The organism is Synechococcus sp. MIT S9220, from assembly GCF_014304815.1.
In the GTDB taxonomy this organism is placed as follows: Bacteria; Cyanobacteriota; Cyanobacteriia; order PCC-6307; family Cyanobiaceae; genus Synechococcus_C.
The window spans coordinates 2,149,764-2,164,344 of record NZ_CP047958.1; the positions used below are offsets into that span (position 1 = coordinate 2,149,764).

The following is a 14,581-nucleotide window of genomic DNA, read 5'->3' on the forward strand; positions in this document are numbered from 1 at the left end:
GCAGTGAAGAGATCCAACCGTGTACGTGATTGAGCTGGCTCTGCGCATGAGCCCCATGCCCGTGTCCGTGCAGCGCAAGGAGCATGACGCTGCAGAGGGGCTCTATCAACAAGTGCGGACGGCCCTCGAGCAGGGGCAACCACGATTGCTCGAACTCACCTGCGAGAAGGTTGAAGGAAAACGGCTCAGTGTGCTGACCAGCGATTTGCTTGCGGTGCAGATTTACGAAAAAACAGCCGCAGCGGGTGGCAGCAAGCGCCCTGGCTTCTCTCTGGATGGCTGAACCTGCATGAGCTCGGATCAACAGACCGCGCGGGCAGGGCTGAGGTTCGAACGAGTGAGCTACAGCTGGCCCTGCGGCACAAAAGCTCTGGACCGCTGCAGTTTCGAGGTACCGGGCCCTGGACTTTGGATGCTCGTTGGCAGCAATGGCAGCGGCAAAAGCACCTTGTTCAGAATGATCAGCGGCCTGATCAGTCCTCAGTCGGGCCTTGTTTGCCATCACCTAAGACCAGCCCTGGTCTTCCAGAATCCAGACCATCAGTTGTTATTACCCAGCTGCGGCAGCGAGCTTCTGCTCAATCTGCCTCTCGGCTTGAGCCGTCATGAACAACGGCACAGAATCCATCGACTGATGGAGCAGGTCGGGCTTGCAGGGATGGCGGGCCGTCCGATTCACACCCTGAGCGGAGGGCAGAAGCAACGCCTGGCCATCGCCGGCGCGCTGGCCAGTGAAGCAACACTTCTGCTTCTCGATGAGCCAACAGCTCTGCTGGATCCCACCAGTCAGTCAGCCATCTTGAGCACGGTCCAACAGCTCTGCCACCGTTCCAGCTCTCCGTTAACAGCTCTCTGGATCACCCACCGACTAGGCGAGCTGGACCATGCTGATGGAGCTGCCCGGATGGAGCGAGGACGAGTCGGGGGATGGCAGAACGGTCCAGCGCTGCGAAGACGACTTGAACCCCTTGCCGGACGGCATGGCTGAGGGGTAGGTTCTCCACGTCACATTCCTCGGTAGCTCAGCGGTAGAGCGGTCGACTGTTAATCGATTGGTCGCAGGTTCGAATCCCGCCCGGGGAGTTTTGATCAACTTCATCACCACAACTCGGCGAGTTGTGGTGATTTTTTTTGAATCAATCTCAGGGACTATCGCCAGGCTGAACAGCTGAACGTCGAAAAAGCTGAATTGATGCCTTGGGAAATGCCTTGAAAAAAGGAATTTCCTTAACAGTTGCCCCCCGAAACCGAAGACTTTCTGTAGAGGCCGGACCTCCAACCCGAGTCGAAGTAAGCCAAAAACCTAGTGGCAGCAGCAGTTCTGAACCAAGAGATCCTGTTCACTCCCTTTAAGGACATCAATGCAAGCCACAAAGAACCTTGAGAGAATCTGTCAAGCAATGACGCGGCATACCCTCGTCCACCTTTTCCTCCGCTGCTCTGTCGATGAAGCCCTGCATCCTGCTAATCGAAGACGACCGGGACATGCGCGAACTGGTGAGTGGTCACCTTGAGCACAGTGGCTTCGACGTGCAAAGCGCCGACGATGGAATCAAAGGCCAGGCACTGGCGCTGCAGTACAGCCCAGATCTGATTCTGCTGGATCTGATGTTGCCCAAAGTCGATGGGCTCACCCTCTGTCAACGTCTTCGACGCGATGAGCGCACAGCGGCCATCCCGATCCTGATGCTCACGGCCCTGGGTGGAACCAAAGACAAAGTCAGTGGCTTCAATTCCGGAGCTGATGACTACTTGACCAAGCCCTTCGACCTGGAGGAGCTGCAAGTCAGGGTCAAGGCGTTGTTGCGCCGCAGCGATCGTGCACCGGTTGGAACAAGCAGCAACCATCACGAAATCCTCAGTTACGGTCCACTGACCTTGGTACCGGAACGGTTTGAGGCGATCTGGTTCGACCGACCTGTACGCCTCACGCACCTCGAATTTGAACTGCTGCACTGCCTGTTGCAGCGTCATGGTCAGACCGTCGCCCCCTCTCTCATTCTCAAAGAAGTCTGGGGATACGAGCCTGACGATGACATCGAAACCATCCGAGTGCATGTGCGCCACTTGCGCACCAAACTGGAGCCTGATCCGCGCAAACCGCGCTTCATCAAAACGGTTTACGGAGCCGGTTATTGCCTAGAGCTTCCGACTGGAGCTCAGCTTGAAGGTCTGCAAGACGTTTTGGCTCAGGCGCGCCAAGACCGTGAACAAAAAGATCAGGAGAGTCGCGCAAGCGCTTGACCAGACATTGATCAAGTTTCAATCAAATTGAGTAGCGCAACCTCCCAGGCCAGCCTGGGTTGAACAAACGACAAAAGATGCTGGCGCAAACGATCCAGCCTCTGCAAACGCTCAGGCTGACTGGATGCATTCCAGAGATGGTGCTGCCACCAGTTGATCATCCAGAGCTGCTGATCTCCTTCCAGCTGCTCTGTGACATCTCGCGCCAAGCCCAGAGCTTGCAAAGGCGTTGCGGGAAGGGTCTGGAGTCTTTGTCTGAGCTCTTCAGGAATGCTGGACCACATCCGCACGTGGTCCAGCAAAGCCCCAGGCGATCCACCAGCCAGGGCCAGGAGCTCTGGATGACTGGCCGCCAGGCCGAGTGCTTGCTCCCCTTGTCCTTCAGGCAATTGCGCCAGCACTGAACGCATGCACTCCTCGCTAAGGCGTGTAAAACGGATCTGCTGACATCGCGATCGGATGGTGGTCAGGAGTCGTTCCGGTGCAGCAGATAACAGGATCAATAGCCCATGCCCTGGCTCTTCAAGGGTCTTCAGCAGTGCGTTGGCGGCTCCCTCCGCCATGGCCTCAGGTTGTTCAAGAATCACCAAACCTCTCGGTGACTGCAAAGGCTGGCGGGCCAGAAATCTGCTTAGCTCTCGGATCTGCTCCAAGCGCACCTGCGGAGGAGTCCGCTTGCTCACGCCCAGTGACTCGGCTTCCGATCGTGGGATCAGACGACCCTGATGGTTGTAGGTGGGCTCCACCCAAAGCAAGTCGGGATGGTTGCGTTCTTCAAGACGCCGGCGTTCGCGCGGAGTGGAGTGACCTCCGCCCAACAAACCTTCCAGGAAACGGAGCGCTGCAAGACGTCGTCCCACCCCATCAGGGCCACTGAACAAATAGGCGGGAGCCAGTCGGCGGTTCTCCAGAGCCGCAACAAGGAGCCGTTGCGCCAGCGGCTGCCCCTGTAACTCGCCGAACAACATCTCAGTCACAGCAGTGCCTTTCCAAGCCAATCCCTCAGCCGTGTGCGAATGACCTGCTGCACTTGATCAGCGCTCTGATCCGCCGCCACCGCAGTCCAGTTTCGCTCAGCTGACAGCCGCTGGAATCCCTCGGCCACCCTGGCCAGGAAAGCCTCTCCTTCCGCTTCGATCCGATCATCGATGCAGGCACCGCGACGTTTGAGGCTCTCCTGCAGTGGCAGATCAAGCCAGAAGGTGAGATCCGGACTGACACCAGCCGTGGCGATCCGCTCCAGATCCAGGATGGTCTGCAGATCTAGTCCACGACCATCACCCTGATAGGCGATGGTGGAGCCGCTGAAACGATCGCTAAGAACCCAGTCCCCCCGATTCAGAGCAGGGCGAATCAAACGTTCCACATGCTGAGCGCGATCTGCGGCATAAAGCAGCAATTCGGCGGTGGGACTCGGAGCCGACTCGTCAGGTGGATTGAGCAGCAGCTCGCGCAACGCACGACCCAGGGGTGTGCCGCCAGGTTCACGCGTGAGATGGAGCGTCGCTCCGGAGGGCATCAGACCACTGTCTGGAAGCCAGTCGGCGAGCTGACGAAGCTGCGTGGTTTTGCCACAGCCATCGATGCCCTCAAGCACCAGAAAACGTCCAGCCATGATCAGCGGATACGCAGGCTGAGGGCATTGAGAACCACCGACACGGAGCTGAGGGCCATGAGCAGTGCCGCAAGCGGCGGAGACAAGAGCAGATTGAAGCCTGGCAACAGAACGCCTGCAGCAACTGGCAACGCGATCATGTTGTAGCCGAACGCCCAGAACAGGTTCTGGCGAATCTTGGCCATCGTGCGTCTAGCCAGAGTCAGGGCTTCCGGCAAAGCCTCGAGCCGATCACCAAGCAGCACCAGATCTGCGGTGTCCTGAGCAATCTGCGTACCGGTTCCCACGGCGATTCCCAGATCCGCCGCAGCCAAGGCGGGAGCATCATTGATGCCGTCCCCGACCATTCCCACAGTCTCGTTGGTGCGCCAGTGTTCGAGGCGCTCCAGCTTCTGATTCGGGAGAAGTTGCCATGCCAGTTCGTCAGCTGAAAAGCCAAGCATCTGACCGATTTTTTCGACGGCTTGACGGCGATCACCACTGAGCATCCCAACGGCCAGCCCTTGATCCCTGAGACGCTTCAGTGCAACGGGTGCGTCGGGCCTGAGGCGGTCATCAATCGCCACCACCCCCAGCGGCTGGGCATCGAGACCAACTGCCACGAGCGTCTGACCACGCTTGAGAGCTTGCTCAACCGCCTGTCGTTGCGTTTCGGACCACACCACACCTTCCTGCTGCAGCCATTCGGGAGAGCCAACACGCAGTTGTCCCTTCAGCGACTCGAGTGTGCCCTCCATGCCGAAACCTGGCAGGGTCCGACTGGCTGTGACCGGCAAAAGGGTGAGATTGAGCCTCTGAGCCTCCTGCAAGAGTGCATGAGCCAGAGGATGACGGCTGGTTTGTTCCAGACTCGCTGCCAGTTGGATGGTGCGGGAGGGATCGTCACTGGCCATCACCGCATCCACAAGCGGGCGACCAAGGGTGAGGGTTCCGGTCTTGTCAAAGACCATCCGCTGAATGGACGCGGACTGCTCGATCACATCGCCGCCTCTGAACAGCCAGCCCTGGCGTGCGGCAAGTCCTGAAGAGACCGTGATCACCGTGGGCGTTGCCAGACCAAGGGCACAGGGGCAGGCCACCACGAGCACGGCAATCGCCAGCTGAAGTCCAAGACCGAACGGTGTCTGAGCTCCGACGCCAAGGGCGCCATGAAGCGCAGCATCATGGCCATGATCCATGAGCACCACAGGAACTTCCAGGACCTGCGGCCAGAGACGACTGCCCAGCTGCCACCAAAACAGGAAGGTGATGAGCGCCAGGCTGACGACGCCGTAGCAAAAACGGCCCGCAACCCTGTCGGCCAGACCCTGAATGGGAGCTCGCCTGGCCTGAGCCTCCTCAACCAGGGCAATGATCCTGGCCAGGGCCGTGTCGCTGCCAACGCGCTGAACCTCCATCTCCAGATTGGCCTCGAGATTGAGGCAACCGGAACTGAGCTCCGTCCCTGGCTTGGCCTCGAGCGGCAGCGGTTCACCGGTGAGGCTCGACAAATCCACAGCAGAACAACCGTTCCGCACCACACCATCCACAGGAATTCTGTCTCCAGCGAGCAGCTGGATGCATTCGCCTGGCCGGAGCACAGCCACGGGAACCTCGCGAACCGTGTTGTCCGCCATCAATAGGCGAGCGCTATCGGGCTGGAGTGCAGCGAGCTCCTGAAGGGCTCTGCCCGTCCGCCGGCGGGCTCGCTCCTCAAGAAAACGCCCCAGCAGCACGAACCCGAGAAGCATCACGGGCTCATTGAAAAAACAAGGCCACCCCACCGAAGGCCAGATCAGCGCCACCAGACTCGCGAGGTAGGCACTGCCGACCCCAAGACTGACCAGGGTGTCCATGCTGGGCACACCGCTGCGAACCGCAGACCAGCCACTGATCAGGATCGGGCGACCAGGCCCGAGCAGAGCCACCGTGGCCAGGGCAGCATGGAAGCCGAGCGTGCCGATCACTGGCAATGAAAGCGTTCCAGCTTCGGCAAGGTGACCAAGCACCGACAGCAGCAGCAGCACAAGAGCGACCATCAGCTGTCGCCACTGCTGCCACCATCCCCGGGTCCGATCGGGCTCAGTTCCCTTGGCAAACAAACCGCTCTGACGGGGCTGTGCTGGAAAACCACGACCCTGCAGAGCCGCCAGCACGTCATCAAGCAACGGTTGCGACGACGATGTCGCCTCGCCATCGAGTCGAAGCCAGGCGCTGCGGGTCACAAGGTTGACACTGGCCTCCTGCACACCTGGCTGAGAGAGCAGCGTGCGCTCCACCGCGCGAACACACGCCCCACATTTCATTCCCTCGACATCGAGGAGAACCGCATGGGAGTGCGCGGTCGGGTCAAGTGGACGGGAAGACGCTGCTGACACTTCAACGGTTCACACCACTCCACGCTAGGCAGCACCTGTTGGGTTCAGGATGGTTTCATCCGTCCGGCTTTCCGTGCCACGCAGCAACCGCAACGACAACTTCATCGACAAGAGCTTCACGGTCATGGCCGACCTGATTGTGAAGCTGCTGCCGATCAATGCCCGGGCCAAGGAGGCCTATGTGTACTACCGCGATGGACTGTCTGCACAGAACGACGGTGATTACGCCGAAGCCCTCGAGAACTATGAGGAGAGCCTCAAGCTCGAGGAGAACCCGATCGATCGTGGAGAAACCCTCAAGAACATGGCGATCATCTATATGAGCAACGGCGAAGAAGACAGGGCCATCGAGACCTATCAACAGGCTCTTGATGAAAATCCCAAACAGCCGTCGTGTCTCAAAAACATGGGGCTGATCTACGAAAAACGCGGACGAATTGCCGAAGAAGAAGGTCGCCGCGATGAAGCAGACATCTGGCTCGACAAAGCCGCTGAAGCCTGGACGCAGGCAGTGCGTCTGAATCCAGGGGGCTATCTCGACATCGAGAACTGGCTCAAATCCAGTGGCCGCAGCAATGTCGACGTCTACTTCTGAGCCGTCGCAGGGGCTCAGGCCTCCTCCTCAGGGTTCACCCCGAGGCCCAACACGAGCGCTTCTGTGATGGACCCCGCCTCTAGCAGGTCTAGATCCAGACCGGAAGCGACCGGACCCAGGCCACTCCCACGAGGCACGACGGCTCTTCTGAAGCCCAGACGAACAGCCTCCTGCAGGCGCAACTCGAGCTGGCCCACCGGTCTCAGCTGACCTCCCAGGCCAAGTTCTCCGAGCAGAACGGTGCCAGCCGGCAGAGTCAGATCTCTGAAACTGGCCACCACCGCCGCGGCCACTCCCAGGTCTGCCGCGGGCTCCTCCACATCCAGGCCACCAGCCACGGCCAAATAGCAATCGAACCTTGAGAGTGGCAGGCCCATGTGCTTTTCGAGCACGGCCAGGATCTGATGCAGACGGTTGACGGCGATCCCAGTGGCAGTCCTTCGGGGACTGGCATAGCTGGTGGCACTGACTAGCGCTTGCAGATCGACCACCAACGGCCGGGTGCCTTCACAGGCAACGATCGTTGCCACACCATTGGCCCGCTCACCACTGAGGAATAGCTCACTGGGATTGCCAACCTCCTCCAGGCCCTGACCACGCATCTCAAACACCCCCAGCTCGTGGGTGGCACCAAACCGGTTCTTGACAGCCCGAAGCAGGCGATGGCTGGCGAAACGATCTCCTTCGAAGGTGAGCACCGCATCCACCAGGTGTTCCAACACCTTTGGACCGGCCAGCGCGCCTTCCTTCGTGACATGGCCCACAAGCAGCAACGCGGTGTTCTGACGCTTCGCCAGTCTCTGCAAGGCAGCCGCACATTCCCTCACCTGAGCGACGGACCCAGGTGCACTGGAGAGTTCGGCATCGTGCAAGGCCTGGATGCTGTCAATGACGGCCACATCTGGCCTCAGAGCTTCGAGTTCCTGCAGCACCAGCTCCAGATCCGTCTCCGCCAGCAATTGCAGATCACTGCTGTCAGCAGTGAGCCGCTGCCAGCGCAGCTTCACCTGCTGTGCAGATTCTTCGGCACTCACATAGAGCACCACACGATCCCGTGCAATGGCTGATGCGCTCTGCAACAGCAGTGTGCTCTTGCCAATCCCAGGATCTCCCCCCACCAGCACCAGTGATCCAGGGACCAGTCCGCCGCCAAGAACGCGATTGAGCTCCCCGTAACCACTGCCGATGCGCTGAAGGGGCTGATCGCCGAGGGATGCCATTGACGTGGAACGACGCGCCTTCGGTGCGGCGGCGGGATCGGCCCCGGAGCGACGGCGACGGCCGTCGTCCTTGGGCGCCGATTGCTCCACCAAAGAATTCCAGCTACCGCAGCTGCTACACCGCCCAAAGAACTGCCGTGTCTGGGCACCACAGCTCTGACAGACGTAGAGATTGGCCGATCGGGGCACGTCGAATGATGAAGAAAGTTGGCGCTACGTGAACGACTGAACCCGCTAATCACCTATTTGTGAGCACTATCTTCGCTCCTTGTCGGCGATATGACGGCCTCAGCACCCTCCACCTCTAAGGAAACCATCCTCGTAGTGGATGACGAGGCCAGTATCCGCAGGATCCTCGAAACCCGGCTCTCAATGATCGGGTACAACGTCGTCACGGCCTGCGACGGAACCGAGGCCCTGGAAAGCTTCCAGGAATGCAACCCGGATCTGGTCGTACTCGACGTGATGATGCCCAAGCTCGATGGCTACGGGGTCTGTCAGGAACTGCGCAAGGAGTCGGATGTTCCGATCGTGATGCTCACCGCTCTCGGCGATGTCGCTGACCGGATCACGGGCCTGGAGCTCGGGGCGGACGACTATGTGATCAAACCCTTCAGTCCGAAAGAGCTTGAGGCTCGGATCCGCTGCGTTTTGCGACGCGAGGAAAAAGAGCACGCTGCCGGCATCCCCAACTCCGGAGTGATCCAGGTCTCAGACCTGAAGATCGACACCAACAAGCGGCAGGTGTTCCGCAACGATGAGCGCATCCGTCTCACCGGGATGGAATTCAGTCTGCTTGAACTGCTCGTCAGCCGATCAGGCGAACCGTTCAGCCGCGGTGAGATCCTGAAGGAGGTCTGGGGTTACACCCCTGAACGCCACGTCGACACCCGGGTCGTGGATGTTCATATCTCACGTCTTCGTTCCAAATTGGAAGACGACCCAGCCAACCCCGAGCTGATCCTCACGGCTCGCGGCACCGGCTACTTGTTCCAGCGCATCGTCGATTCTGTTGCCTCCGAAGGATCCTGACCTCACCCCGGACGCTGCGCCGAGGATCAAAGCCCGCCGATCCAAGGCTGTTCGACGCCTTGTGATTTGGTATCGGCGCAATGCTGCAGTGACCACCCTGGTGGACACTGCAGCCACGTCAGCGAATGCCGCCGGGAATGTGGCAGGTTCCGTCACCTCCATGGCGGGAACTGTGGTGAACAGCGCCGGCAGCATGGCCGGCTCCGTGCTGCAACCCGTGATGGATCCCCTCCGACGCCTTCAGGGCGGGGTTCCAGGCGAAGAACTCGAGATCGACGACCGTGACCGTGTGTGGGTGGCCGTGGACGGAATGGGGGGTGACAACGCTCCTGTGCCGATTTTGGAGGGATGCCTCCAGGCCATCGAACGGCTGGCCGTGAAAATCCGCTTCGTCGGCGAAACGGACCGGGTGCTGGAAGCTGCCACCGCTGCAGGCCTGGATGACGCGTTGAATGCGGCCCTTGATGCTGGCCGGCTGGAACTGATCACCAGCGGCCCCTCCGTGGAAATGCATGAGGAGGCCACGGTGGTGCGCCGCAAACGCGACGCCAGCATCAACGTGGCCATGGATCTCGTGAAGCGAGGCGAGGCCCAAGCCGTTTACTCCGCAGGCAACTCCGGGGCTGTGATGGCTTCAGCCATCTTCCGGCTAGGACGACTGGCCGGCATCGACCGACCCGCCATCGGGGCCCTGTTTCCCACCAAAGATCCCGGCCAGCCAGTGCTGGTGCTCGACGTGGGAGCCAATATGGATTGCAAGCCCTCCTACCTGCACCAGTTCGCCCTGCTGGGAGACATCTACTGCAGAGATGTGCTGCAAGTAAACAAACCCAGGATCGGACTGCTCAACATCGGCGAGGAGGAATGCAAGGGCAACGATCTTTCCGTGCGCACCCATGAGCTGCTCATCGAAGAATCACGTCTGCACTTCGCCGGCAACTGTGAGGGGCGGGATGTGCTGTCGGGAGAGTTCGATGTGGTGGTCTGTGACGGCTTTACCGGCAATGTTCTGCTCAAGTTCCTTGAATCGGTTGGCAGCGTGCTGCTTGGCGTCCTCAGAGCCGAACTACCACGTGGACGTCGAGGCAAGGTGGGGTCTGCCTTCCTGCGCAGCAACCTCAAGCGCATCAAAAAGCGGTTGGACCATGCCGAACATGGCGGAGCACTGCTGCTGGGCGTGAACGGCATCTGCGTGATCGGCCACGGCAGCAGCAAAGCCTTGTCAGTGGTCAGCGCCTTGCGACTGGCCCATTCCGCCGCCAGTCATGGCGTAATGGATCATCTCGCCCAGCTGGGAGCTAAAGCCACCTCGCGAGCATGATCAACCCCCTTGCCTGACAGGCGTTCTGGCGGACTGTGATTGACTGACGCCACTGCTTGGACCCTCTTTTGGCTGGAGCATCACCGCACTCTCGAGGCGTCGCTCTGATCGGCAGCGGCAGTGCCCAGGCAGCCCAGGTGATCACCAACCATCAGCTGGGTCAGCGTGTGGAAACCAGCGATGAATGGATCCGCAGCCGTACAGGCATCTCCACGCGACGGGTGAGCAGTCCAGATCAACGCCTCAGCGACCTTGCAGCTGAGGCCGGTCGATCGGCTCTGGAGATGGCCGGTTGGTCCGCTAACAGCCTCGACTTGGTGTTGCTCGCGACCTCAACGCCAGATGATCTGTTTGGCTCAGCCCCGGCAGTGCAGGCCGCACTGGGTGCTTCGAATGCCGTGGCTTTTGATCTCACATCCGCCTGCAGCGGTTTTCTGTTTTCGCTGGTGACGGCCGCTCAGTATCTGCGCACAGGCGCCATGCGACGGGCTCTTGTGATCGGTGCTGATCAGTTGAGCCGTTTCGTGGACTGGGATGACCGCCGCAGCTGTGTGCTGTTCGGCGATGGTGCCGGTGCTGTCGCCCTTGAAGCCAGCGATGACGACGGACTCCTGGGGTTTCTGCTGCGCAGTGATGGGGCCCGCGGTGGGGTGCTGAACCTGCCTGCTCTCGACAGCGATGCACCCTTGGCAGACGATGCTCGCCATCGCCTGGGTGGCTACCGACCGATCGAGATGAATGGTCAGGAGGTCTACAAATTCGCCGTGCGCGAAGTGCCGGCGGTCTTGCAATGCCTGCTTGAACGCTGTGCGGTTAGCCCTGAAACAATCGACTGGCTACTCCTGCATCAAGCTAATCAGCGCATCCTCGATGCCGTCGCCGATCGCTTTGCGATTCCCAGGGCCAAAGTGCTGAGCAACCTGGCGCACTACGGCAACACCTCAGCGGCAACCATCCCTCTGGTTCTTGATGAAGCCGTGCGGAACGGCAAAATCCAGCCTGGACACCTCCTGGCAAGCAGTGGTTTTGGAGCTGGTCTGAGTTGGGGAGCAGCCCTATTGCGCTGGCAGGGTCCCGCCTAGGCTCCCAACACCGTTGCGCCACTGTGAATGTCGATCGCCTGGGTGTTCCCCGGTCAGGGGTCTCAGAAAACCGGCATGGCCGACCCCGTCCTCAGCCTGCCTGGCGCGGAGGAACGCTTCGCTCTGGCATCGAACCTGCTTGGCAGAGACCTTCTCAAGATCTGCCGGGGTGAAGGCTCAGATGCTGACAGCCCCTCCGATTTGAACGACACCCGGAACACCCAGCCAGCTCTGTTTGCGGTGGAATCGCTGATTGTGGATGAGTTGCTGCGCCAGGGCAGGCAACCCGACCTGGTGGCCGGACACAGCCTTGGCGAGCTGGTGGCGCTTTACGCGGCTGGTGTGTTCGATGCCGCCACCGGCCTGGAGCTGATGCAACGCCGATCGGAGCTGATGGCAAGTGCAGGAGGAGGCGCAATGACGGCAGTGATCGGTTTTGACCGCAGCCAACTGGAGACCCTTGTGGATGCCACTGAAGGTGTGGTGATTGCCAATGACAACAGTGATGCCCAGGTCGTGCTGTCAGGCAGCCCAGAGGCGGTGAACGCGCTGAGTGAAGCACTCACCTGCAAACGAGCCATTCCCCTCGCCGTCTCCGGAGCCTTTCATTCCCCCTTTATGGCGAAGGCGGCAGATGCCTTCGCGTCCCATCTCGACACTGTGGCCTTCGCAGATGCTCGCTTCCCGGTGTTCAGCAACACCGACCCCACCCCCAGCCGCGATGCCGGTGAACTGAAGCAACGACTGCGTCGCCAGATGACCACTGGCGTGCGTTGGCGGGAAACGATGGCGGCAATGACCTCATCGGGCGTGGACACCCTGGTTGAAATCGGTCCTGGCAACGTGCTCAGCGGTCTAGCCAAACGTGCCATGAAAGGGGTCACCACGTCGCAGCTGGCCAGCGTTGGCGACCTGGGTCTGTGAATGTGAGCAGCAACCTTGCAACCAACACCAGCGACCTGCAGCCACTGAAGGCGCCGCGACCAAGCCTCACCTACAGGCTGGTCAGTGGGCTACTGGTGTTTCCAGTGTTCAGGATGCTGTTCCGCGGACGCACCCGCGGCAACGGCAACGTGCCGATGGATGGCCCCCTGGTTGTTGTGGCGAACCATGGATCGCATCTCGATCCACCCTTGCTTGGCCATGCTCTGGGACGACCGGTGTCGTTCATGGCCAAAGCCGAGCTGTTCGGAATCCCGATCCTTGGCCATCTGATCCGAGCCTGCGGCGCCTACCCGGTCAAGCGTGGAGCGAGCGATCGTGAAGCCATTCGCACAGCCACCGCCAGACTCAACGATGGGTGGGCCATCGGCGTCTTTCTCGATGGAACCCGACAGTCGGATGGTCGCGTGAACCAGCCCATGCCAGGCGCAGCTCTGCTGGCGGCGAGGTCAGGAGCTCCGCTTCTGCCAGTCGCCATCCTCAACAGCCACAGAGCCCTGGGTACTGGTCGCAATCTGCCGCGCTTGGTGAAGCTTGAGATGCGAATTGGCACGCCCATTCCCGCACCAACCAGCAGGCGCAAACCTGACCTGGAGGCGACGACACGCGAACTGCAACGACGGATCAACGCCCTGCTCGATCATTGAGCACTGAAGAGCTGAGGCCAGTGTCTGCGAGCCCATGGCTTGAAATCCCGACCTGTGATCACCCAGGCAGCCGCGCGTAAGCCATCTCCAACACGCTTGCTCAGGCTTTCATCACGGCATTGGGGCCGACAGCTGACTGGAACACCTGTCAGCCGAATGCCACGGCTGCCAGCAACGATGCCGCCAACAGCCATCGCCCGTGGCAGATGGTCTTCGCTGGTGACCAGCAAGAGATGATGCACCCCATCCCTTTGCAGTTCGTCCACCAGCGACGTGAAATTTCCGAGCGTGTCCTTCGCCCTGTAATCCAATCGAACCCGGTCCTGCGTGAGACCGGCATCACGAACCAGAGACTGGGCATATTCAGGGTTGGTCCCCCCGCTCACGACCAAAGGCAGGTTCATCCGGCGCGCCAGATACAGACCCATCCGCTCACGATCAGCATCGCCACCGAGCACCAGAATGCGCTGGGGCTGATGATTGGTGAGAGCAGCTTCCGCGAAGGGGCGCAGGGGACCAGCTACAGCGGCTCCGGCCAGAACGGCTGCACAGAGCAGCAGCGAGCGACCACCAAACCCCATCAGACTGGCCCCACAGGGGAAGTGGGATAGATCGGCAGGACCGGGTCCCATGGACCTGGAAGGTCTCGGTCATGACACTCACGGCAGTAGCGCAGTAGTTGCCGCACATCCGCAGCAACATCAACAGCCATCTCAACAGCTGGAGCAGGCTGATCGCGCTCGCTGAGCAAGCGAGGGGATTCCAGTTCCTCCACCTCGGCCTTCACAATCCTGTAGCGGCCGGCGACCTGTCCCCTGCGGGGCAGTGTCTGCACAATCGAAAACGGCTGGTCGCGCTGCAGCTCCGGCAGCTGTTGATGAAGCCTTGGAGCCATTAAGGCGAAACTGCTTACACCGTGCAGTGGTGTCCCCAACTGCTGAGCCAGCGTCCTGGCCAAAACAACAGTGAGACGGGTGCCCGTAAATCCGCCCGGTCCTGTGGCCACAGCAAGCCTTCTGATATCTGCCCACTGATCAGCGGGCAACAGCTGCTGCAGCGAGATCACCAGCTCATTGGTGAGCGCGCGTCCAAGCGAGCGACAGATCACGCGGGCTTCCCCGATGGGGGCGTCTGCAGCCACCAGTGCAATCCCAAGAGTTTCTGTGGAGCTGTGCAGAGCGAGCAGCCAGTCGCTCATGTAGGCACCTCCTCACCGGGCCTGAGTCGACTCCAACGCCCTTGATCCAGTTGAAACGATCCACAGCCACGCACATCCCATTCGACACCGACCTGCCCGGCCGGCAAGTCCATCACGCTGATGTGGATTCGAGGATCCGCAGGCTTCAGATCAGGTGTCTCAGCGAGATGGGGGGCACCATGCTGACGCTCCACAGCGTGATAGGCCTGACAGCGGTCCACCCAGCGGCAGTCCACACAGATGCACATGCCCCCCCGCTCCAGTTCGTCATCCATTCTGACGGGAGATCGGGGCAGGCTGGCTGAAATCATCTGGCAGCGTTTGAAAC

General features: G+C 60.5%; 16 protein-coding genes and 1 tRNA gene. 10 read left to right on the plus strand and 7 right to left on the minus strand.

Annotated features, from left to right (window positions below):
• Positions 1-19 precede the first annotated feature (19 nt).
• The 4 genes from SynMITS9220_RS11910 (at position 20) to SynMITS9220_RS11925 (ending at position 2,244) form a co-directional block, all read left to right on the plus strand.
• On the plus strand, positions 20-283 hold the full coding sequence (locus tag SynMITS9220_RS11910; RefSeq protein WP_067096303.1) for a hypothetical protein: 264 nt from the start codon (positions 20-22) through the stop codon (positions 281-283).
• Between the two features lie 6 nt (positions 284-289).
• On the plus strand, positions 290-988 hold the full coding sequence (locus SynMITS9220_RS11915) for an ABC transporter ATP-binding protein (protein WP_186989468.1): 699 nt from the start codon (positions 290-292) through the stop codon (positions 986-988).
• Between the two features lie 23 nt (positions 989-1,011).
• Positions 1,012-1,083, plus strand: a tRNA-Asn gene (locus SynMITS9220_RS11920).
• Between the two features lie 363 nt (positions 1,084-1,446).
• Positions 1,447-2,244 carry a response regulator transcription factor gene (locus tag SynMITS9220_RS11925; protein ID WP_067096292.1) on the plus strand — a complete coding sequence of 266 codons (798 nt, stop codon included), beginning with the start codon at positions 1,447-1,449 and terminating at the stop codon, positions 2,242-2,244.
• An 11-nt stretch (positions 2,245-2,255) separates the two neighbouring features.
• Here the strand turns inward: SynMITS9220_RS11925 and SynMITS9220_RS11930 are convergent, their stop codons facing one another.
• Genes SynMITS9220_RS11930 through SynMITS9220_RS11940 form a run of 3 tightly spaced genes read right to left on the minus strand, consistent with a single transcriptional unit; the run spans position 2,256 to position 6,216 of the window.
• Positions 2,256-3,212 (minus strand): DNA polymerase III subunit delta', encoded by a 957-nt coding sequence (locus tag SynMITS9220_RS11930; RefSeq protein ID WP_186989470.1) that lies wholly within the window; start codon positions 3,210-3,212, stop codon positions 2,256-2,258.
• A 5-nt stretch (positions 3,213-3,217) separates the two neighbouring features.
• Positions 3,218-3,859 (minus strand): dTMP kinase, encoded by a 642-nt coding sequence (gene tmk / locus SynMITS9220_RS11935; protein WP_186989472.1) that lies wholly within the window; start codon positions 3,857-3,859, stop codon positions 3,218-3,220.
• Positions 3,860-3,861: 2 nt separating this feature from the next.
• A complete protein-coding gene (locus SynMITS9220_RS11940; RefSeq protein ID WP_255483100.1) occupies positions 3,862-6,216 on the minus strand; it encodes a cation-translocating P-type ATPase in 2,355 nt (784 codons plus the stop codon).
• Positions 6,217-6,265: 49 nt separating this feature from the next.
• On the opposite strand from SynMITS9220_RS11940, the gene SynMITS9220_RS11945 reads away from it, so the two are divergent.
• Entirely contained in the window at positions 6,266-6,811 is a 546-nt protein-coding gene (locus tag SynMITS9220_RS11945) for a photosystem I assembly protein Ycf3 (protein ID WP_370594340.1), read from the plus strand.
• 14 nt (positions 6,812-6,825) lie between these two features.
• Here SynMITS9220_RS11945 and radA read toward each other — a convergent pair whose 3' ends face one another.
• The gene (gene radA, locus SynMITS9220_RS11950) at positions 6,826-8,220 is read right to left on the minus strand and encodes a DNA repair protein RadA (protein WP_115125659.1); all 1,395 of its coding nucleotides are present in this window, start codon (positions 8,218-8,220) and stop codon (positions 6,826-6,828) included.
• A 90-nt stretch (positions 8,221-8,310) separates the two neighbouring features.
• Between radA and rpaB the strand changes: the two genes are divergently transcribed.
• The 5 genes from rpaB (at position 8,311) to SynMITS9220_RS11975 (ending at position 13,055) form a co-directional block, all read left to right on the plus strand.
• The gene (rpaB, locus tag SynMITS9220_RS11955; RefSeq protein ID WP_186989476.1) at positions 8,311-9,063 is read left to right on the plus strand and encodes a response regulator transcription factor RpaB; all 753 of its coding nucleotides are present in this window, start codon (positions 8,311-8,313) and stop codon (positions 9,061-9,063) included.
• Positions 9,044-10,384 (plus strand): phosphate acyltransferase PlsX, encoded by a 1,341-nt coding sequence (gene plsX, locus SynMITS9220_RS11960; protein ID WP_186989477.1) that lies wholly within the window; start codon positions 9,044-9,046, stop codon positions 10,382-10,384. The genes rpaB and plsX overlap by 20 nt, the downstream gene beginning before the upstream one ends.
• Positions 10,385-10,452: 68 nt before the next feature.
• On the plus strand, positions 10,453-11,466 hold the full coding sequence (locus tag SynMITS9220_RS11965) for a beta-ketoacyl-ACP synthase III (protein WP_186992210.1): 1,014 nt from the start codon (positions 10,453-10,455) through the stop codon (positions 11,464-11,466).
• A 27-nt stretch (positions 11,467-11,493) separates the two neighbouring features.
• Complete coding sequence (gene fabD / locus SynMITS9220_RS11970) at positions 11,494-12,390, plus strand: ACP S-malonyltransferase (protein WP_186989479.1); 897 nt, start codon at positions 11,494-11,496, stop codon at positions 12,388-12,390.
• A gap of 2 nt (positions 12,391-12,392) precedes the next feature.
• Entirely contained in the window at positions 12,393-13,055 is a 663-nt protein-coding gene (locus tag SynMITS9220_RS11975) for a 1-acyl-sn-glycerol-3-phosphate acyltransferase (RefSeq protein ID WP_255483101.1), read from the plus strand.
• Here SynMITS9220_RS11975 and SynMITS9220_RS11980 read toward each other — a convergent pair.
• From SynMITS9220_RS11980 to SynMITS9220_RS11990, 3 genes are read right to left on the minus strand one after another with little or no spacing between them, the layout of a single operon-like run.
• On the minus strand, positions 13,049-13,636 hold the full coding sequence (locus SynMITS9220_RS11980; RefSeq protein ID WP_186992214.1) for a YdcF family protein: 588 nt from the start codon (positions 13,634-13,636) through the stop codon (positions 13,049-13,051). The genes SynMITS9220_RS11975 and SynMITS9220_RS11980 overlap by 7 nt on opposite strands.
• Positions 13,636-14,253, minus strand: a complete 618-nt coding sequence (gene tsaB / locus SynMITS9220_RS11985) for a tRNA (adenosine(37)-N6)-threonylcarbamoyltransferase complex dimerization subunit type 1 TsaB (protein ID WP_186989481.1) — start codon at positions 14,251-14,253, stop codon at positions 13,636-13,638. Before tsaB ends, SynMITS9220_RS11980 begins: the two co-directional genes overlap by 1 nt.
• The gene (locus tag SynMITS9220_RS11990) at positions 14,250-14,501 is read right to left on the minus strand and encodes a Ycf34 family protein (RefSeq protein ID WP_067096375.1); all 252 of its coding nucleotides are present in this window, start codon (positions 14,499-14,501) and stop codon (positions 14,250-14,252) included. Before SynMITS9220_RS11990 ends, tsaB begins: the two co-directional genes overlap by 4 nt.
• Between the last annotated feature and the right edge of the window lie 80 nt (positions 14,502-14,581).

What these genes read in the sequence shown, in the direction of transcription:
- SynMITS9220_RS11915 (WP_186989468.1), top strand. Translation starts at nt 290, where the DNA reads ATGAGCTCGGATCAACAGACCGCGCGGGCAGGGCTGAGGTTCGAACGA.
- SynMITS9220_RS11925 (WP_067096292.1), top strand. Translation starts at nt 1,447, where the DNA reads ATGAAGCCCTGCATCCTGCTAATCGAAGACGACCGGGACATGCGCGAA.
- SynMITS9220_RS11930 (WP_186989470.1), bottom strand. Translation starts at nt 3,212, where the DNA reads ATGTTGTTCGGCGAGTTACAGGGGCAGCCGCTGGCGCAACGGCTCCTT.
- tmk (WP_186989472.1), bottom strand. Translation starts at nt 3,859, where the DNA reads ATGGCTGGACGTTTTCTGGTGCTTGAGGGCATCGATGGCTGTGGCAAA.
- SynMITS9220_RS11945 (WP_370594340.1), top strand. Translation starts at nt 6,266, where the DNA reads ATGGTTTCATCCGTCCGGCTTTCCGTGCCACGCAGCAACCGCAACGAC.
- rpaB (WP_186989476.1), top strand. Translation starts at nt 8,311, where the DNA reads ATGACGGCCTCAGCACCCTCCACCTCTAAGGAAACCATCCTCGTAGTG.
- fabD (WP_186989479.1), top strand. Translation starts at nt 11,494, where the DNA reads ATGTCGATCGCCTGGGTGTTCCCCGGTCAGGGGTCTCAGAAAACCGGC.
- SynMITS9220_RS11980 (WP_186992214.1), bottom strand. Translation starts at nt 13,636, where the DNA reads ATGGGGTTTGGTGGTCGCTCGCTGCTGCTCTGTGCAGCCGTTCTGGCC.
- tsaB (WP_186989481.1), bottom strand. Translation starts at nt 14,253, where the DNA reads ATGAGCGACTGGCTGCTCGCTCTGCACAGCTCCACAGAAACTCTTGGG.
- SynMITS9220_RS11990 (WP_067096375.1), bottom strand. Translation starts at nt 14,501, where the DNA reads ATGTGCATCTGTGTGGACTGCCGCTGGGTGGACCGCTGTCAGGCCTAT.